The organism is Gluconobacter japonicus (assembly GCF_015244665.1).
GTDB classification, from domain to species: domain Bacteria; phylum Pseudomonadota; class Alphaproteobacteria; order Acetobacterales; family Acetobacteraceae; genus Gluconobacter; species Gluconobacter japonicus.
The window spans coordinates 442,958-461,599 of sequence record NZ_JABCQN010000001.1 but is presented as its reverse complement, the minus strand read 5'-3'; the positions used below and the strand labels follow the sequence as shown (position 1 = coordinate 461,599).

The 18,642-nt window shown below is 56.6% G+C and carries 21 protein-coding genes; 6 read left to right on the top strand and 15 right to left on the bottom strand.

The features are described from left to right. Positions 1 to 12 precede the first annotated feature (12 nt). From rseP to rpoZ, 12 genes are all read right to left on the bottom strand, one after another. On the bottom strand, positions 13 to 1,113 hold the full coding sequence (gene rseP / locus HKD32_RS02090; protein WP_061929200.1) for an RIP metalloprotease RseP: 1,101 nt from the start codon (positions 1,111 to 1,113) through the stop codon (positions 13 to 15). After that, positions 1,106 to 2,329 (bottom strand): 1-deoxy-D-xylulose-5-phosphate reductoisomerase, encoded by a 1,224-nt coding sequence (dxr, locus tag HKD32_RS02085; protein WP_061929197.1) that lies wholly within the window; start codon positions 2,327 to 2,329, stop codon positions 1,106 to 1,108. Before dxr ends, rseP begins: the two co-directional genes overlap by 8 nt. After that, positions 2,322 to 3,170, bottom strand: coding sequence for a phosphatidate cytidylyltransferase (locus HKD32_RS02080; RefSeq protein WP_061929194.1), 849 nt, complete (start codon positions 3,168 to 3,170; stop codon positions 2,322 to 2,324). Before HKD32_RS02080 ends, dxr begins: the two co-directional genes overlap by 8 nt. Next, entirely contained in the window at positions 3,167 to 3,859 is a 693-nt protein-coding gene (gene uppS / locus HKD32_RS02075) for a polyprenyl diphosphate synthase (protein ID WP_156471969.1), read from the bottom strand. The genes HKD32_RS02080 and uppS overlap by 4 nt, the downstream gene beginning before the upstream one ends. Before the next feature lie 83 nt (positions 3,860 to 3,942). Continuing rightward, the gene (frr, locus tag HKD32_RS02070; RefSeq protein ID WP_010501252.1) at positions 3,943 to 4,509 is read right to left on the bottom strand and encodes a ribosome recycling factor; all 567 of its coding nucleotides are present in this window, start codon (positions 4,507 to 4,509) and stop codon (positions 3,943 to 3,945) included. Positions 4,510 to 4,580: 71 nt separating this feature from the next. After that, positions 4,581 to 5,318, bottom strand: a complete 738-nt coding sequence (pyrH, locus tag HKD32_RS02065) for a UMP kinase (RefSeq protein ID WP_010501250.1) — start codon at positions 5,316 to 5,318, stop codon at positions 4,581 to 4,583. Positions 5,319 to 5,447: 129 nt separating this feature from the next. After that, the gene (gene era / locus HKD32_RS02060) at positions 5,448 to 6,335 is read right to left on the bottom strand and encodes a GTPase Era (RefSeq protein ID WP_034881121.1); all 888 of its coding nucleotides are present in this window, start codon (positions 6,333 to 6,335) and stop codon (positions 5,448 to 5,450) included. 25 nt (positions 6,336 to 6,360) lie between these two features. After that, positions 6,361 to 7,095 (bottom strand): ribonuclease III, encoded by a 735-nt coding sequence (rnc, locus tag HKD32_RS02055; RefSeq protein WP_010501246.1) that lies wholly within the window; start codon positions 7,093 to 7,095, stop codon positions 6,361 to 6,363. Further along, positions 7,092 to 7,907 carry a signal peptidase I gene (gene lepB / locus HKD32_RS02050; RefSeq protein WP_194257419.1) on the bottom strand — a complete coding sequence of 272 codons (816 nt, stop codon included), beginning with the start codon at positions 7,905 to 7,907 and terminating at the stop codon, positions 7,092 to 7,094. Before lepB ends, rnc begins: the two co-directional genes overlap by 4 nt. A 40-nt stretch (positions 7,908 to 7,947) precedes the next feature. Next, positions 7,948 to 8,352, bottom strand: coding sequence for a holo-ACP synthase (acpS, locus tag HKD32_RS02045; protein WP_061929189.1), 405 nt, complete (start codon positions 8,350 to 8,352; stop codon positions 7,948 to 7,950). A gap of 4 nt (positions 8,353 to 8,356) precedes the next feature. Then, the gene (locus HKD32_RS02040; RefSeq protein WP_023944993.1) at positions 8,357 to 10,654 is read right to left on the bottom strand and encodes a RelA/SpoT family protein; all 2,298 of its coding nucleotides are present in this window, start codon (positions 10,652 to 10,654) and stop codon (positions 8,357 to 8,359) included. 35 nt (positions 10,655 to 10,689) lie between these two features. Then, positions 10,690 to 11,085: a DNA-directed RNA polymerase subunit omega gene (gene rpoZ / locus HKD32_RS02035; RefSeq protein WP_023944991.1), complete on the bottom strand. Its 396-nt coding sequence runs from the start codon at positions 11,083 to 11,085 to the stop codon at positions 10,690 to 10,692. Positions 11,086 to 11,294: 209 nt separating this feature from the next. On the opposite strand from rpoZ, the gene HKD32_RS02030 reads away from it, so the two are divergent. Then, positions 11,295 to 11,897 carry a LabA-like NYN domain-containing protein gene (locus tag HKD32_RS02030; RefSeq protein WP_010501236.1) on the top strand — a complete coding sequence of 201 codons (603 nt, stop codon included), beginning with the start codon at positions 11,295 to 11,297 and terminating at the stop codon, positions 11,895 to 11,897. Continuing rightward, positions 11,894 to 12,457 carry a uracil-DNA glycosylase family protein gene (locus HKD32_RS02025; RefSeq protein WP_194257418.1) on the top strand — a complete coding sequence of 188 codons (564 nt, stop codon included), beginning with the start codon at positions 11,894 to 11,896 and terminating at the stop codon, positions 12,455 to 12,457. Before HKD32_RS02030 ends, HKD32_RS02025 begins: the two co-directional genes overlap by 4 nt. Here the strand turns inward: HKD32_RS02025 and msrQ are convergent. Continuing rightward, positions 12,429 to 13,037, bottom strand: coding sequence for a protein-methionine-sulfoxide reductase heme-binding subunit MsrQ (gene msrQ / locus HKD32_RS02020; RefSeq protein WP_194257534.1), 609 nt, complete (start codon positions 13,035 to 13,037; stop codon positions 12,429 to 12,431). The genes HKD32_RS02025 and msrQ overlap by 29 nt on opposite strands. A gap of 7 nt (positions 13,038 to 13,044) precedes the next feature. Next, a complete protein-coding gene (gene msrP, locus HKD32_RS02015; protein WP_061929182.1) occupies positions 13,045 to 13,989 on the bottom strand; it encodes a protein-methionine-sulfoxide reductase catalytic subunit MsrP in 945 nt (314 codons plus the stop codon). Positions 13,990 to 14,068: 79 nt separating this feature from the next. Here msrP and HKD32_RS02010 point away from each other — a divergent pair, with 79 nt between their 5' ends. After that, complete coding sequence (locus HKD32_RS02010; protein ID WP_061929180.1) at positions 14,069 to 14,941, top strand: NAD(P)-dependent oxidoreductase; 873 nt, start codon at positions 14,069 to 14,071, stop codon at positions 14,939 to 14,941. A gap of 72 nt (positions 14,942 to 15,013) precedes the next feature. Beyond that, positions 15,014 to 15,622 carry a superoxide dismutase gene (locus tag HKD32_RS02005; protein WP_023944982.1) on the top strand — a complete coding sequence of 203 codons (609 nt, stop codon included), beginning with the start codon at positions 15,014 to 15,016 and terminating at the stop codon, positions 15,620 to 15,622. A gap of 96 nt (positions 15,623 to 15,718) precedes the next feature. Here HKD32_RS02005 and yajC read toward each other — a convergent pair whose 3' ends face one another. Further along, complete coding sequence (gene yajC, locus HKD32_RS02000) at positions 15,719 to 16,063, bottom strand: preprotein translocase subunit YajC (RefSeq protein ID WP_010501225.1); 345 nt, start codon at positions 16,061 to 16,063, stop codon at positions 15,719 to 15,721. A gap of 104 nt (positions 16,064 to 16,167) precedes the next feature. Here yajC and HKD32_RS01995 point away from each other — a divergent pair, with 104 nt between their 5' ends. Then, positions 16,168 to 17,034, top strand: coding sequence for an ATP-binding protein (locus HKD32_RS01995; protein WP_061929178.1), 867 nt, complete (start codon positions 16,168 to 16,170; stop codon positions 17,032 to 17,034). Positions 17,035 to 17,184: 150 nt separating this feature from the next. Further along, positions 17,185 to 18,603 carry a Hint domain-containing protein gene (locus HKD32_RS01990; protein ID WP_228118693.1) on the top strand — a complete coding sequence of 473 codons (1,419 nt, stop codon included), beginning with the start codon at positions 17,185 to 17,187 and terminating at the stop codon, positions 18,601 to 18,603. Positions 18,604 to 18,642: the final 39 nt, after the last annotated feature.

Below are 18,642 nucleotides of genomic sequence, written 5' to 3'. Positions count from 1 at the left end.
TCGTATCCCAACCTAGCTTCCCGTGTGAAACATCCAGTGGAACAACCCAATATTTGTCAGGTCATTCACCGTGGAAAAGAGGAAAAGTGCGCCGATAAGTGCCATTCCGACCTGCATACTGACCTCTTGTACCCGCCGTGAAACAGGCCGTCCCTTGATAGCCTCAACCGCGTAAAAGATCAGTCTTCCACCATCCAGAACAGGGATTGGAAACAGGTTGATAAGGCCCAGATTGATAGACAGGAGCGCCATGAATGACACGATGCTCGCCATGCCGTAGCTGGCAACCTGACCAGACATCTGTGCGATTCGGATCGTCCCGCCAAGTTCTTTCGGACTGCGCTGCCCGGAAAGGATCTGCCACACACCCTGCAACGTGCGCACAGACATCGTCCATGTTTCCTGCACGCCCATCACAGCCGCCTTGACCGGTGAAACAGGATGCCCAGGAGAAGCAGCAAAACCCACGCCCAGCACGCCAGTGGCATGGGAGCCACCTTTCACGGCACCGATCGTGACCGGCAACGTCAGATCTGTCCCATTACGACGAATTCCGAGAGTTGTCGTATCGTTCGGATGAGACGCGACAGTTCCCATCACATCTTCCGGACCAGCAATGGAAAGCGAGCCGATACGCGTGATCACATCACCCGTTTTCACACCGGCCTTTTCCGCAGCACTCCCCGCAACAACCTGAGAAATATCATTCCGAAGTTCGGGCTTTCCAACCGTTGCGAACAAAAGCGTGAAGGCAACGATCGCAAACAGAAAATTGAAAACCGGTCCCATGACAATCACCAGAGCCCGTGAGCCCACAGGTTTATCGTGGAATGTCCGCCCCGGAATCCAGGCTGCTTTCTGCTCGTCTGTCGCGTCGTCCGGCCCTTCAAACCCATGCGGTTTGACATATCCTCCCAGCGGAATAGCGCTCAAACGCCATTCCGTTCCAGACTTGTCATACCAACGCCGCAGAGCTGGCCCGAAACCGATGGAAAACGTCTCGACCTTCACACCCCGCCAGCGTGCAGCGAGGTAGTGTCCCAACTCGTGAATGAAAACCAGAATGCCCAGGATCAGAACATAGGCAATAATGGTGCGCAGAAGATCATGCATGCAGGGCGTTCTCGCTCACTGTATTCCGCAGACGACCGCTCTCCCGAAGGATATGCTCCTCGGCAAGCGCACGCCCGCGAGCGTCCCATTCCAGAACTTCGTCCAGCGTCGTCAATTCAGGGTTTTCGGTCATGGCCTGAAGGGCGCTGTCGATCGTCTCACCAATACCAAGAAATCCGATCCGACGGTTCAAAAAAGCATCAACGGCAATTTCATTCGCCGCTGAGAAAACAGCCGGAGCCGCCCCTCCTGCCCGAAGAACCTGTCGTGCCAGCCGGAGCGGAACAAACCGAATTTCATCCGGGGCTTCGAAATCAAGACGTCCGAACGCGGCCAGATCCAACCTCTGACACGGCGTTTCCATACGCTGCGGCCATGCAAGAGTGTGCGCGATGGGAATACGCATATCGGCGGAGCCCATCTGGGCCACCAGACTGCCATCCCGGAACTGTACCAGCCCATGCACCACAGACTGCGGGTGCACCAGCACATCAATCCGGTCTTCCGTCAGGCCAAACAGGCGGGCAGCCTCAATGACTTCAAGGCCCTTGTTCGCCATTGACGCAGAATCAATCGTGATCTTGGCACCCATTGTCCAGGTCGGGTGCTTCAGCGCCTTCTCCGGGGTCGCGGCACGCATGTCTTCAAGGGAAGACTGACGAAACGGACCACCAGAAGCCGTCAGAACGATTTTCTCGACGGTGCTCATGTCACATCCGCCGAGCGCCTGAGCAATCGCATTATGCTCGGAATCGACTGGCAGCAGCGTCGCTCCAGCCTCACCGACAGCGCGAAGCATGACATCCCCAGCGCAGACAAGTGCCTCCTTGTTCGCCAGTGCAATCGCATGACCGTTGCGGGCAGCAGCAAGGGTGGGCTCGAGTCCGGCGGCACCGGTAATCGCGGCCATGGTCCAGTCCGCTTCCATGGCGCCTGCTTCAATAACCGCCTGGCGGCCAGCAGCCGTCCGGATGCCACTTCCAGCAAGCCGGGACTTTAATTCCTCATGCAAACCTTCATCATGTATGACCGCAATCTCCGCACGCAGTTCACGTGCCTGCTCCGCCAGAAGCGCAACATTGCGACCACCAACCAGCGCACGAACCTCGATATCTCCAGCCATGCGCTTCAGCAGATCAACCGTTGACGTGCCGATACTGCCCGTACTGCCAAGAACACTGATCCGGCGAGGCTTGGCCACAGAACCGTCAGTCATGAGAAGAACTCCCCTGAGGAATGGTATGATGTGCAGACCCGCCGACCAGATCCGCAGGAGTGACAGACCAGAACACCTGTCCAAAGGCTGCCAGAGACAAGAGAGCGGCTAATGGAGCCGCAGCGAGAAGGCCGTCAAACCGGTCCAGCAAACCACCATGACCTGGAATAAGTACCCCGGAATCCTTGACGCCAAGACGACGCTTGGCCGCACTTTCGAGCAAATCGCCGCTTTGGGAGAAAACACCCAGAACAGCGCCCCAAACCAGACCGCCACCAACAAATCCCAGACCAGACAGCCAAGCCACAGCGCCGCCCGCCAGAGAAGCCCCCACGAGCCCCCCGATTGCCCCTGAACGTGTTTTTCCCGGTGAAATGGAAGGGGCCAGCTTGGGGCCACCAAAAATACGACCCGACAGATATGCGAAACTATCACTGGCGATCACAACGCACAGCACGAACAGCACGCTCTCGAAACCGGCTGGAAGGTGCCGCAGCCAAAGCAACGAAAGCCCCCCCAGAATAGACACAATGACCGGGATGCAGGCAGGCACACCAAACACAAGGCTTGGCCAGACCATCCAGAACGCACCACTCCATTCTCCTCGCAGGGCAGCAACACCTGAAACAAGTGGCCAGCACAGAAGAAGTATCCCTCGCCATGTCGGCAATGGCTGACGGATCAGGGTTTCCCCTTCCCACACCAATCCGAACATCGCGAGCAAGATGAGCGCATTGTAAATCATGCCACCCTGCCAGAGGCAGGCCCCGGCGACAGCAACCAGAACAACGGCAGAAGAAAGGCGCAGCTTCAGATCAGACCAGCGTGAGGAACCACTCATACCGGTCGACCACCAAAACGCCGCTGACGGCCAGCAAAATGAGACAGAGCCTGAACAAACTCAGCTTCACCAAAATCCGGCCACAGCACATCCATGAAAACCAGTTCGGCGTAAGCACTCTGCCAAAGCAGAAAATTGGACAGCCGACATTCCCCGCTCGTCCGGATCACCAGATCAGGATCTGGCATATCTGACGTCTGGAGAGCACCAGCCAATCGCTCTTCCGTAATATCGGAAGAGGCCAACTCTCCGTTTGCGACCTGCTCGGCAAGACGTCTGGCAGCCTGTGCAATATCCGCGCGACCGCCATAGGAAAGCGCCAAAGTGAGCGTCAGCGTTTTGTTATTGATGGTTTTGGCTTCAGCCCGCCGCAGTTCTTCCCGCAAGGCCCCTTCAAAACGCTCCGGCTCGCCAATGACCCTCAGACGCACGCCCTGTTCGTGAAGCTCGTTGAGCTTGTGACGCAGGTAAAAACGCAGAAGAGATGTCAGATCACCAATCTCTTCCGCAGACCGACGCCAGTTCTCTGAAGAAAATGCGTACAGCGTCAGATAACGCACACCTTGACGGATCGCGGATTTGACACAGTCCTGCACGGACTCCGCCCCTTTCCGGTGCCCGGCCACGACGGGAAGACTGCGCGAACGCGCCCACCGGCCATTACCATCCATGATCATGGCGACATGCACGGGAACGGCTCTCCTCTCTCCATGAGAAGACAAAGGAGCGGCCACACTGGGTTTAGGTACGGATCCGATCGTCAAGAGAAAGGTCAGACCTGCTTGATCTCGCGCTCTTTATCCGCGAGCGTGTCATCAACTTTCTTGACGTACTGGTCCGTCAGCTTCTGAATGGAATCAGACCAGGTCTTCAGATCGTCCTGGCTGATTTCACCCTTCTTTTCGAGCGCCTTCGCCTGCTCCATCCCATCACGGCGCACGCCGCGAATGGCAATCTTACCGTTTTCCGCATAGCGGTTCGCGGCACGAGCCAGTTCATTACGACGCTCTTCCGTCAGCACAGGAATGGGTACGCGAATGGTCTGTCCATCCGCAGACGGATTAAGGCCAAGACCGCTATCACGGATCGCGCGCTCAACGGCACCCACAACCGTGCGGTCCCAGACGGAAACCGTCAGCATCCGTGCTTCAGGGACGGCAATGGAGCCAACCTGAGACAGCGGAACTTCCGAACCATAAGCCTCAACACGCACCGGCTCCAGCAGGTTCGGGCTCGCACGACCCGAACGCAGGCCGGAGAGGTCACGACGCAGACTCTCGATCGCACCGTCCATACGGCGCGTGAGGTCATCCATCAGGTCTTTCAGGTCAGCAGGCATAAGCTGTTCCTTTGCAAAATCGACGTAAGGTTCAGGAGATTATCCTGAAATGTTCGTTGAAAATGAGGCTTTCAGCCAGCCTCAATGACCCTCGTAAAGCGGCCTTCACCACGCACAACGGTGGCAAATGCGCCCGGAGCATGCATGTTAAAGACCACAATCGGCAATTTATTTTCACGGGCAAGGCTGATGGCCGCCGCATCCATGACATTCAACTGCCGGGCCAGCACGTCCATGTAGGTCAGCTGATCATAACGCACGGCATCCGGATTGCGACGCGGATCATCGGAATAAATTCCGTCCACCTGCGTTCCCTTGAACAGCGCGTCACATTCCATTTCGTTGGCGCGGAGAGCAGCAGCCGTATCGGTCGTGAAGAACGGATTGCCCGTTCCCGCAGCGAAAATGACGACCCGCCCCTTTTCCATGTGACGGACCGCACGGCGACGGATGTAAGGCTCGGCAATCGCCGCCATCTGAATCGCCGTCATGACGCGCGTTTCAAGACCCTGACGCTCCAGACCATTCTGAAGCATTAGTGCATTGATGACTGTCGCCAGCATACCGGCATAATCACCCTGCGCACGGTCCATGCCGCGCGCCGCTGCGGACAGGCCGCGGAAAATGTTACCGCCACCAACAACCAGACACACCTGCACGCCGGATGCCACAACAGCAGCAATGTCGGCAGCAACCATATCCACCATTTCCGGGTCCACTCCACCGGAGCCCTTGCCCATCAGTGCCTCACCGGACACCTTGAGCAGGACGCGCTTGTAGGAGGGGCTTTCTTCTCGTTTGTCGGTCATCGTGCCCGTCTCTTGCTGGATTGTGGTGACTTTGCGCCTGTTCATACAGACGCATACGGCTGGGAACAAGCGATGTCAGAAGAGAGACGTCACAAGACGCCTCACGCCCTCAAACACACAGACCTGTTTTTACTCTTCCAGACCGATCGCTCTCAGGCGGGCCTTTTCTTCATCCCACCCTGCACGCTCCTTCACGTTCAGGAAAAGATGACAGGTCCGCTCCAGAAGACCCTGGAGCTCCTGACGCGCGCGCGCGCCGATCGACTTGATCTTGTGACCGCCTTCTCCGATCAGAATGGCCTTATGGCCCGGACGGGACACATAGATCGTCACTTCAATACGAACCGAACCATCGGGCCGCTCTTTGAAGCTCTCAGTCTCCACCGTTGCCTGATAGGGAATTTCCTCATGCGTCTGCATGAAAATCTGTTCCCGCACCAGTTCTGCGGCTAACAGGCGGTCAGGCAGATCCGTCAGATCGTCTTCCGGGTAGAGATAAGGCCCTTCCGGCAACTCACGCGCCAGATGGTTCATCAGATCTTCAACACCATCGCCGGAACGCGCGCTTAGCATGAACACATGCTCAACAGTCAGCAGACCGCTGACTTCCTGTGTGAGAGGCAGAAGCTCCTCTGCACTGACAAGATCCGTCTTGTTCAGAACAAGCCAGATCTTCTTATTGCCCTCAGCCAGCTTGGCGATGATCTCCCGGACGTCTTCGCGCAGACCCGCTTTCGCATCAATCAGCAGAAGCGTGAGATCAGCATCCTGCGACCCCGTCCAGGCGGCGTTCACCATCGCCCGATCCAGACGACGGCGCGGCTTGAAGATGCCCGGCAGATCAACGAGGATAATCTGCGCATCCTGATGAACCACAATTCCCAGCGTCCGAAAGCGCGTTGTCTGCGCCTTGGGGCTGACAATGGAGAGCTTCGCCCCGGCAATCCGGTTCAGCAGGGTGGATTTTCCAGCATTCGGCGCCCCGACAAGGGCAACGAAACCGCAGCGTGTGGTCATGTTCCTATCCTTTTCCACATGCGCCTCACGACGCTACGTCTTGGCCAAGAAGTTTCAGAAGATCAATTGCGGCGGCACTTTCCGCCACGCGCTTGCTTCCTGCCTCACCACGCCCCGTCAGACCGCGAGCCTGAACAGCAACGCGAAAGACCGGCGCATGAGACGGTCCTTCAGCAGCAAGAAGCTCATATTTCGGGAGCGGCAACCCTTGCGACAGAAGATATTCCTGCAACAGGGTCTTCGGCTCCTTGTGAGGACGGGCCTGATTGTCAATCCGGCTTCCCCACTGCTTGCGAACAACCTGCCGTGCAGGCTCCAGCCCGGCATCCAGATAGAGCGCTCCAAGAAGAGCTTCCATGGCGTCCGCGCGAATACTGGACAAGCGCCGAATGCCCGCTGCCTCTTCATGAGGGGAAATTCTCAATGCCGAGGACAGTCTGATATCGTCAGCAATCTCAGCCAGAACAGGGCGCGACACCAGATGCGCGTGCCTCGGACCAAGCGCCCCTTCCTGCTCCATCGGGTATTGCTCAAAGAGCCATTCCGCCATCAGAAGGCCCAGAACACGATCCCCGATAAATTCAAGCCGCTCGTTCGAACCCGTTCCTTTAGGCCCTTGAGCACGTTTCCCCCTGCGAGGATCACGCCCACTCACAGCTGACCGATGCGTCAAAGCCTCCAGAAGCAGATCCCGGTTTGCAAACTGATGCCCAAGTGCCTGCTCCATGGCCTCCATGGCCTCTTCCTGCGACAGCTTCATGTGACAGGATGCAGAAAGCGATTCCAGCGGATCTCGACCGGCCAGTACCAGAACTGCCATGCCGGATGCTTCAGGTCGATCGAGAACAGGACCATGGGCGCACGACCGACGAGGTTCTGCATCGGAACATAGCCAAGGTCGTCCGGCCCATCGCCCTGGAAACGGCTGTCCGCGCTATCATCCCGGTCATCGCCCATCGCAAAGAAATATCCCTGCGGCACAACGTATTCAGGCGTATCGTTGGCAAAACCTTCATCGGTCAGCTTCAGGATCTCATGATCGACAGCCGGGCGCCCCGCACTCCCCGGCAAACTCTCACGATATCGCTCTCCGCTCAGCAGACGGTTGTTCTCGTCCAGAACTTCATAATGCCCTAGAGACGTGCGGGGCACCTCAATTCCGTTCAGGAAGAGTTTGCCGCCCGTCATCTGGATATGATCGCCAGGCAGACCAACAATCCGCTTGATGTAATCAATGGACGTGTTCTGCGTGTAGCGGAAGACAGCCACATCCCCGCGATGCGGCTCTGATCCCATAATCCGACCACCAAACAGGTTCGGTGAAAACGGGAATGAGAAGCGTGAATAGCCGTAGCTGAACTTCGAGACGTAAACGAAGTCCCCGATCTGTAGGGTCGGGATCATGGAACCCGACGGAATATTAAATGGTTCGAACACCAGAGAACGCACAGCCACAACCGCCAGCACCATCAGGGCGAGCCAGCGCACGCTCTCTCCCAGAGATTCTTCACGGGCTTCTGGCTTCGCGCCAGCCTTCTCTGAACCCTTCACGGGGCTTTTCTCCTGAGTCATGAGACGCTCTTAACGCAGCTTGCCCGCAATGGCGAGCGCTTCAAACCTTAACAGACTGAATGAGCACCTGCGCCAGCGCAAAGGGAGGATCATCCGTCAGGCTGACAAGCACATCTGCCCGACAGCCTTCCGGCGTCAAACGTTCCAGCGCAGAGCGGGCACCACCCGACAAAACAAGCCTTGGCGCTCCCTTGTCATCATTCAGCACGCCAATATCCTGAAGCTGCACGCCTTCAGCCACACCCGTTCCCAAAGCTTTGACGCAGGCTTCCTTTGCCGCCCAGCGCTTGGCATAGCTTCCCATTCGCGCCGCACCTGACAAACGCTCTGCGTGGGCACGTTCAGCTTCCGTAAAGACACGGGCCAGAAAACGGACACCAAACCTGTCAATGCTCCGTTCGATCCGGGAAATCATGCACAGGTCCGTCCCCATGCCCAAAATCACGCCTTCACCCCTTCGCGCGCTCGACCTGCATGACACCCACTGCCGTCCGGAAGGCAGCAATCAGGGACGAGAGATGCCTCAGATCACGCACCTCAAGATCAACCAGAATTTCCATGAAATCGAGCTGGCGGTTGACGATCTTCAAATTGACGACGCTGCCATTATGCTTGGCTGCCGTATTGGTCAGCGTTGCGAGAACCTCTGGCTCATTGGCAGCAATTACGGAGAGCCGCGCGGTATAAGGCACTGCATCCTTACGGCGACTCAGAGCCTCATAATCCCAATCAACCTCAATGAAGCGTTCCGGCGTATCCGCAAAACTCGAAAGGTTCTGACAGCCACGACGATGGATGGTCACCCCTTTGCTCTGGGCAATGATCCCAACAATCGGATCTCCCGGCAACGGACGGCAGCATCCGGCAAAACTGGTGGCGATTCCTGTTCCGATCCCCGTAAGGATATTGGTGGACTGTACTGGCGCCGGTTTTGCCGACCCATGCCCTGCCCCCAGCAGAAGTGACTGACCAAAACGCGGAGACAGCCCAGGCACCATCCGTGGCGCACGACTGGTCTGCCTCAGATCAGGATAGGCCGTGTTGACCACGTCTTTCGGCCCGATCTGACCATTGCCAACAGCAACGTACAGATCTTCAACAGACGCCTGCCGCAGCTCCTTCAGGATGCCATCCAGCACCTTTTCGGAACCGTCCACACCTTCCTGACGGAACGCCTTGGCGATAGCCGCACGTCCATTGTCCACATGGACCTGACGCTGCTGGGCGGCAACAAAACGCCGCACACGCGCGCGCGCCTTCCCCGTGACAACAAACCGCTCCCAGGAAGGAGACGGCGTGCCACCACGAGCCGTCATGATCTCAACCTGATCGCCGTTCTGAAGCTCGTGACGCAGCGGCATCAGCCGCCCGTTCACCTTCGCCCCAACACAGGTATCACCAACCTGACTATGGACCGCGTAAGCAAAATCGACGGGTGTTGCCCCACGCGGCAGGGAAATCAGCTGCCCCTTTGGCGTGAAGCAGAAAACCTGATCCTGATAGAGTTCAAGCTTGGTATTTTCGAGAAATTCGTCCGGAGCCTGACTGTCTTCCAGAATCTCCAGAAGATCCTGAACCCAGCGCAACTTGCGGCTACCAGCCCCGAAAGCAGACGACAACGCAGCAGCTTCACGCTCACTGGGTGTAGCATTTTCCTTGTAAGCCCAATGCGACGCCACGCCGTTTTCGGCAAGGTCATGCATTTCCGCTGTACGGATCTGGACTTCAATTTTCTGGTTACGGGGATGCCGCAGCGTTACTCCCGTATGAAGGCTCTGATAACCGTTGGCCTTCGGAGTAGAAATGTAATCCTTGAAACGCCCGGCAATCATTGGGTAGGCGCCGTGAATCGCCCCCAGCGCCATGTAACAGGCATCACGGGTCGGAACGAGCAGACGGAACGCCATGATGTCCGAAAGCTGCTCGAACGCCACATTCCGGCGCTGCATTTTTTCCCAGATGGAAAAAGGGGACTTTTCGCGGCCGGTGACTTCCACCTTGTCGAGACCGGCTTCCGCACACAGGCCAATCAGCTCTTTGCGGATATGCTCGATGATATCGGCACCCTGCCCGCGAAGGAAGTTCAGTCGCGCCCGGATGGTCGCGTCAGCTTCCGGCTCAAGCTGGGCAAAGGAAAGGTTTTGAAGCTCCGTCTTAACCCGGTCCATACCAATGCGCTCGGCTAGAGGCGCATAGATATCCATGGTCTCACGGGCAATACGCTGTCGTCGGTCCAGTCTCTGGACATAATGCAACGTACGCATGTTGTGCAGACGATCAGCAAGCTTGACGATCAGGACGCGGATATCCCGCGACATGGCCAGCACGAGCTTGCGGAAATTTTCTGCCTGCTTCGTCCGATCTGACTGAAGCTCAAGCCGCGTGAGCTTGGTCACGCCATCAACGAGAGACGCAACATCCTCGCCAAAGCGGTTTTTCAGAGACGCACAGGAGACACCGGTGTCTTCCACGGTGTCATGGAGCAGGCCAACGATGATGGACGTCGTGTCCATCCGGAAACCCGCGAGAATATTGGCAACCGCTATGGGGTGGGTGATGTAGGCGTCACCATTATCCCGGCGCTGCTCATTGTGAGCATCGGCTGCCAGATCATAGGCAGCCTCAACACGGGAAAGATCAGCAGTCGGATCGTAACTTTCGATCCGACGGAGCAGTCCACTGATGGAAGGTTTGAAATCTCCCGTTGCGACAGCGGTCCGCTCAACAGGAGGAGATGCGTCAGGCATGATGCACGCTCCTCTTTGTCAGGATAGAAAAGAAATCAGCGGCGACCCCGGCCACCCAGCTCTGCTTCGATGGCAGCAGCTTCGTCAGAAGACATATGCTCAGCCATGTGAGCATGCTCTTCTTCAGAAGACACGTCCTGCAGACCAAAAATATTCTGGTCGGTCGGGATGATGTCCATCACCTCTTCGTCTACTGGCTCCGGCTCAGGCGCACGAGCCAGTGAGCGGATGATTCCATCGCGCAGACCTGTAAGGCTCAGCTTGTCTTCAGCAATTTCACGCAGCGCGACAACGGGGTTCTTGTCGTTGTCACGGTCAAGCAGCATTTCCTCGCCACGAGACAGAGCACGAGCACGCTGGGCAGCCAGCAGAACCAGCTCGAAACGGTTTGGAACCTTTTCGATGCAATCTTCGACGGTTACACGCGCCATACGACTGGCCCCCTTCGGGTAAAACTACAAAAAATGGATACAAGAAGAAACTGGCATTAGCACGCTGATCGTGGCAATGCAACGCGTGCCCGCTTTTCTGCCATAATCACAATGAAAACTTAAGCGTCTCCCAGATCGTTTGACCTGTTCATGGCAGGGCTATCGTACCTCCCCGTGAGGAAGATCATTTTACAATCAGGAATATCATAATGCTTCTGCGTCAGAACGAACGCACCGCTCTCTTCATTGATGGCGCCAGCCTTCACCATGCTGCACGCAACCTCGGATTTGAAGTCGACTTTCGCAGCCTTCGCTCCCTGTTTGAAAGCCAGTGCCAGTTTCAGCGTGCCTTCTATTACGCAGCCATGCCTGAAACGGACGACTACTCCCCCCTCCGCCCCCTGACCGATTGGCTCGCCTATAACGGCTTCCATCTCATTCTGAAAAATGCCCGCGAATTTACGGATCATTCAGGAAGACGTCGTATCAAGGGGAATATGGATGTCGAACTCACCGTCGATCTGCTCGAACAGTCATCAAGACTGGATCACGCCGTCATCATCAGCGGTGATTCCGATCTGCGTCGTGCTGTCGAGGCTGCACAAAGTCGCGGTGTGCGCGTAACAGTCATTTCCTCGATGCGGTCAACGCCCCCCATGATCGGGGACGATCTGCGCAGACAGGCTGACCGCTTTGTGGAACTGGCCGATATCGCCCCGTCCTTCACGCGTCGCCAGTCGGAGCAACGGACACGTCAGGCTCCCGTTCGTCATCCAGCAGACCTCAACAGTGACGAGACCAGCGATACATGACCCCCCAGGCTTCTACCGGATCAACCGCACACCTAGGCGCACACCTCCTTCCGGAAATTGAGGCAGATCCGCGCGGCCTCGGCCCTTTGTCTGCCGAACTCCTGATCGTCTGCCTTGATCCGGCAGAAGCCACCCAGACACTTGCCCCGCTTCTGGAGCAACATGCCATTGTCTTTACCCCGGATGAGGACGCTCTCCTCATCCGGGCACGCATTACCGGCGTGACCGCCTCGCTGCCAACAGATGGCATCCCACAGCCTGACGAACTGGAAGCATGCAGCGCAGCACTCTGCCGCGAACTGCAAACCATGACACAACTGCGCCTGGTTCTGGTTCTGGGCGTCAGCGCCCACATCACAGCCCTCGGAGCCTGCGGCATCCCCCTGACCCGCCTGGACTTCAGACCCGGCGACATCACGCGCCTTCCTGACGGCCTCCTGCTGGCAGATGCCTGCCACCTTCCGTCAGATCCCCTCAGCAGCGACCTTCTTGCTCAACGTAAACAGACCCTCCTGTTACTGATCCCGAAGATCAAGGCCGCCCTGCGACCCTCCGTCTGACGCTGCTCCAAACCAAAGGGTCTCTTGCGACAAGCACGAGACCGAGCAAACCCAGATAAAGTGCGCTTGTCCTGTTCAGTGTCTTGAACGACAGGAAAAAATGAATGCCGGCCAAAACGGCTGCACCGTAAACAAGACGGTGCAGCCGCTTCCAGCCACGCTTCAGTTGCCTCATCGACCAGCGGTTGGACGTCAGCGCCAAAGGAAGCAGCAATCCCAGTGCTGCCATCCCAAGAATAATAAAGGGCCGATGCGTCAGGTCCCGCCCGAAAATCCTGATGTCGAACTGAAGATCCAGCGCCACATAAGCAGCCAGATGCAAGACGGCGTAGAAAAACGCCAGAAGACCTGTCAGTCGACGAAAACGCAAAAGATTAAAGCGGACCATCCGCTGAAGCGGAGCTAACGCCAGACAGATCAGCAAAAAACGAAAGGCCCACAGACCAAGTGAGCGCTCAAAGACATTGACCGGATCTGCCCCCAGCCCTCCGTTCTGCCCCTGCCAAACCAGCCATACCGCCGGAAGCAGGCCAAGCGGATAGAGAATGACAGCCCACTGTCGGCAGACAAATCCAGACATTCCGCTTCTAGAAATTGTCATGCAGGTTCATACCCCGATACAGGTCTGCCACCTGCTCCTCATATCCATTAAACATCAGAGTAGGCTGGCGCTTCGTGCCAAAAAGCGTTTTGGAGCCAATGACACGCTCACTGGCCTGACTCCATCGCGGATGATCCACCTGCGGATTCACATTGGCATAAAACCCATACTCCTCCGGCGCGAGGCGGTTCCATGTAGTCGGGGGCTGCTTATCCGTCAGCCGGATACGCTGAATGGATTTGATGCCCTTGAACCCATATTTCCACGGGACAACCAGCCGGATCGGCGCCCCATTCTGGTTGGGCAGGCTTTCTCCATAAATTCCGACAGCAAGAAGAGTCAGCGGATTCATGGCTTCATCCAACCGAAGCCCCTCCACATAAGGCCACGAAATCCCGGAAAACGCACTGCTCTGCCCCGGCATTTCAGACGGACGCACAACACTTTCAAACGCCACATATTTTGCAGCGCTGTCCGGCTCCGCAGCCTGAAGAAGCTTGGCAAGTGGTATCCCATCCCACGGAATAACCATGGACCAGGCCTCCACACAGCGCATCCGGTAGATCCGCTCTTCAATATCAGAGGACTTCAACAGCGCCCCCACATCCAGACGCTGCGGCTTTTTCACCATCCCGCCAATTTCAAGCGTCCACGGTAACGGATGAAAGTCGCTGGAATGGGAGACCGGATCATCCTTCTCCATCCCGAATTCGTAGAAGTTATTATAGCCTGTCACGAATTCTTCAGGCGTCGGGGTTAACCCGCCAGAATATGGACCCGGATGCGTTTTCAGAGCCTCTGCATGCGCAGAACCAGCCAGTGCAGCCGTCAGACCCAGAGCCCCAGCCCCGAGAAGTTCCCGACGTGAAAGATAAACATCTTTCGGTGTGATGTCCGACGGCAGCGGACGCGGATAGCGGAAAATCGCCATGATCAATTTCCGATCTGGATGAAACTCTGGCAGCCATAGTGCGTGAGTTTGTTCAACGCATAGTAAGGAGCCTGTTTGCATGTCCGATATGAAAATCGGTTTTATTGGCTATGGCGCAATGGCGCGCCTCATGGGCGCCAACCTCAGACGCGCCGGATACTCCGTCGTGGCCTTCGCTCCCTCAGGCGGCAAAGATGAGACCGAAATGCTCCCTACTCCGCGCGCCATCGCCGAAGCCGCAGATGTCATTATCCTCTGCGTCCCGAACGACGCTGCTGAAAACCAGTCCCTGAATGGCGAAAACGGAATGTTGGCCGGGATCTCGGCTGGAAAGCTTGTTCTGGACACATCTACCGTTTCGCCCGAACAAGCCCTAGCACTGGCCAAAACGGGCGCCGAACACGGCTTCATCGTACTGGAAGCCCCAATGTCCGGCAGTACACCGGAAGCTGAAAAAGGCGAACTGGTCATGCTGGCCGGTGGAGACGCCGAAACCCTTGAACGCGCAAAACCGATTCTCGACGTCATCGGAAAGCTGACGATTCACGCCGGGCCAATAGGTTCAGCAGCGCGCCTCAAGCTCGTCATCAACGGCATCATGGGCGCAACCCTGAATGTTGTGGCGGAAGGCGTCAGTTTCGGTCTTTCTGCTGGCCTAGACCGAGAAGTTCTCTTTGATGCCCTTCAGCAGGTTGCGGTCATCAGCCCCCATCACAAGCGTAAACTGAAAATGGCGCAGGACAAGTCTTTCCCGTCCCAGTTCCCAACACGCCTGATGTCCAAGGACATGGGGTTGCTGATGGATGCAGGACGGAAAGCCGGAGCTTTCATGCCCGCCATGGCGATAGCAGATCAGGCTCTGGCTCTTTCGAACCGTCGTCATGCCGATGAGGATTACTCAGCCCTGCTCGGCGCGATGGAACACAGCGTTGCCAACACGCCTCATAAATGAGATCGGTTGTGTCAGCGGTCGGTCTTCGTTCCTGAAAACCCGACCCCTTCATTTTTGCCAAGGAGTAACATCATGGCCTTCGAACTGCCTTCACTGCCCTACGCCGCCAACGCGCTCGCAGGCGCTGGCATGTGCCAGGAGACCCTGGAACTTCACCACGGCAAGCATCATCAGGCCTATGTCACAGCTCTGAACGGCTTCGTCGAAAGCAAGCCGGAACTGGCTGGCAAGTCTCTTGAAGAGATCATCGCATTCTCTCATGGCAAGCCTGACATTGCTCCGGTCTTCAACAATGCCGGCCAGCACTGGAACCATATCCTGTTCTGGAAGAACCTGTCCCCAACAGGTGGCAAGCTGCCGACAGCACTTGAAAAGAAGATCACGGAAGACTTCGGTTCCGTTGATGCTTTCAAGACCGCATTCAAGCAGGCTGCCACAACGCAGTTCGGTTCCGGCTGGGCCTGGCTCGTGCTCGACAAGTCCGGCAAGCTTGCCGTGACGAAGACGGCCAACGGCTCCAACCCGCTTGCCGAAGGCCAGGGCAAGGCCCTTCTCGGCCTCGACGTCTGGGAGCACGCCTACTACCTCGACTTCCGCAACCGTCGTCCGGATTACATCACCAACTATCTGGACAAGCTGGCGAACTATGAGTTTGCAGAAGCTGAACTGAAGTCTGCCTGAGCTTTATAAGGCCGTAATTTTTCAGACAGCCTGAAAACAGAAAACGCCCCGACCGGTCTCCCGGCGGGGCGTTTTTCTTTGTACCCTACGGCCCGATCAGGAGTCGTTTGCTGCCTTGTCGCGCGCCACGATGTTCGTAATCGTGCTGCGAACGATCTTCACGCGAACGCCCTGAGCAATCTCAACGTCAACTTCGTCACTTCCTTCGCGGGTTGCCTGCACGACGCCAACAATGCCGCCAGCCGTGACGATCTTGTCACCACGACGCAGAGCGCCCTGCTCTTCGCGCAGCTTGCGCTGACGCTGCTGCTGCGGACGGATCAGCAGAAAATAGAAAACCACGAAGATGAAGATCATCGGGGCGAACTGAAGCACCGTCGGGTTCGCGAGAAGCCCGCCGCCATCGGCGGCCTGTGCGGAAGAAATGAACAGACTGCTCATGGAATATTGGTCCAGTCTTGAGTGAAACGTGCGGGGACCATATCGTCCGGAGCTTCCCCGTCAAGGACGGGCGCTTCCTTCATTCCTGACACAAAGCGAATTCCATGACCGATCACGCCCTGCTCAGCGTCCTTGAACGTATTGCGGACAGCCTTGAGCGCATGAGCCCCAAGCCGCCGAGTGCCGATATTCTAAAACATCATGATGCGTTCATCTGGCAGGCCGCGATGGGAACGCTGGCTCCTGTCGAGAAAGTTTCCGGCGTGTCGCTCTCCCTACTTCGGGGCATTGAACGGCAGATCTCTCAGGTCATGACAAATACACGTCATTTCGCGGAAGGATTCACGGCTAACAACGTGATGCTCTGGGGCGCACGCGGTATGGGCAAGTCGTCGTTGGTCAAAGCCTCGATTGCCACGGTGAACGCCGAGCAGCGCGCCAAGGGAAAGCCGACACTGGCCCTGATCGAAATCCAGCGTGACGAGCTTTCCACCCTGCCAAAGCTTCTGGCCGTTCTGCGCACGACCGATCGCCGCTGCATTCTGTTCTGCGATGACCTGTCCTTCGAAAGCCAGGACGCTGACTACAAATCCCTCAAATCCGTTCTGGATGGCGGCATCGGTGGCCGCCCGGACAATGTTCTTGTCTATGCAACCTCGAACCGTCGCCACCTCATGCCGCGCGACATGATCGAGAACGAAACCGGAAGTGCCATCAACCCTTCCGAAGCCATTGAGGAAAAAGTCTCTCTTTCAGACCGGTTTGGCCTCTGGATCGGCCTCTATGGTGCCAGCCAGGACGAATATCTGGATATCGTTCAGACCTACGCCACTGCCCGGAAACTTCCCATTTCCCCGGAAGACCTGCGCAGGAAAGCCCTTCAGTGGGCTCTCACACGAGGAAGCCGCTCCGGCCGTGTCGCAGCCCAGTTCATCGACGATCTTAGCGCAGAACTCGGCACCCATTTCTGAACCAGATTTTACGCCCGACAAGCACAGAATATCGAACCCGATTGACGGTATAAAAAGGTTATTTTGGAAGCACCGCCAATTATTTGTTTCTTTATTTTTATCACCACCGTATAGGTTAGCATAATACGAACATTTCAAAGGATGGCTGACATGGCACCCCGTCAGGTCATAAACAACGGAACATATACCCTGACCCTTGCTGACCTCAGCAGCAGCGGTCAGGTCTCTAACGTTTTTTCAGATGTTACAGTCACAGTAAGCGGCAAGACCCTGTCGTTTACGGCTAACGGGACATCTTATTCCTATACTTACGACTACTCCTGGGGATCAACGTCCCTGAACGAAATCATCGCAGGAAATGGACATGGCGGCTATTATATAATAACAACATCCAAGAACAATATTGGAACATCTTACAGCTACAGCTATAGTTCCAACACGTCCAAAAATCAGTGGAATGTAACGAACAACGGAAAGAACTACACTCTCAATCAGGACTCCACGATGTCCTCTTCAGGAAGCTTCGATCCATGCTTCCTGGCCGGAACTCTCATTCAGACTCCCAATGGCCTGGTAGCGGTTGAAGATCTGAAAATCGGTGATGTTCTCTCCATCACCCTGCCGAACGGTACGGCAGCAACCCGGAAAGTCATCTGGGCCGGATCAAACCGGAAGCAGACTTTTCCGTGGCAGCATGATGATGAAGCTGGCTATCCTGTCCGTATTCTGAAAAACGCAATTTCTGAAGGCGTTCCGTTCAAGGATCTTCTGGTAACTGCCGAGCACTGCCTCTTCCTGAACGGGCATTTCATCCCAGCACGTATGCTGGTGAACGGCCGTTCCATTTCCTACGACCGCTCGATTACCTCTTATGACTATTACCATATCGAAACCGAGGATCACGCGATCATCACGGCTGACGGTGTACAGACAGAGACATACCTCAACACCGGTAACCGCGGCATGTTCAGCCAGAGCGGCACAGTGGTCAGCCTGACGAGTCCAGCCAAAAGCTGGGAAGCAGATGCGGCAGCTCCCCTCACGACAGACCGCGCGATTGTCGAACCCATCTTCCGTGAGATCGAAGCCCGGGCTGAGCACGTCGCCCCTAATACAGAAGCTCCACAGACTGTTCTGACATCCGATTCAGACCTGCACCTTCTGTGCGACAACGGGTGCACGCTCCGCCCGGTCAAGACTGAAATGGGCAAGGTTGAGTTCCTGCTTCCAGCAGGGGTTCGGGCCATTCAGATCATGTCTCGTGCCAGCCGCCCTTCAGACGTGGTGGGACCATTCCTGGACGACCGCCGTACACTTGGCGTGCCTGTTGGAAACGTCACGATCTCAAATGCCAAAGGCACACAACAGATCACATCCCACCAGACTGAGGCACCGCTCGCCGGCTGGTATCCTACAGATGCGTCCCGCTACCGCTGGACGGCAGGAAGCGCATGGCTTTCTCTTGAAGAACGCGCCGAGGACGGCATGGCCGTGCTGAGCATGGAAATCGCTGGCTCAGGTCCGTATGTCGTATCCGTAGAGGAAGCTCAGACCGCACTCCGCGCCTGACCGGCCCAGAACTCACAAAAAAAAGCCGCCCAGCAAATG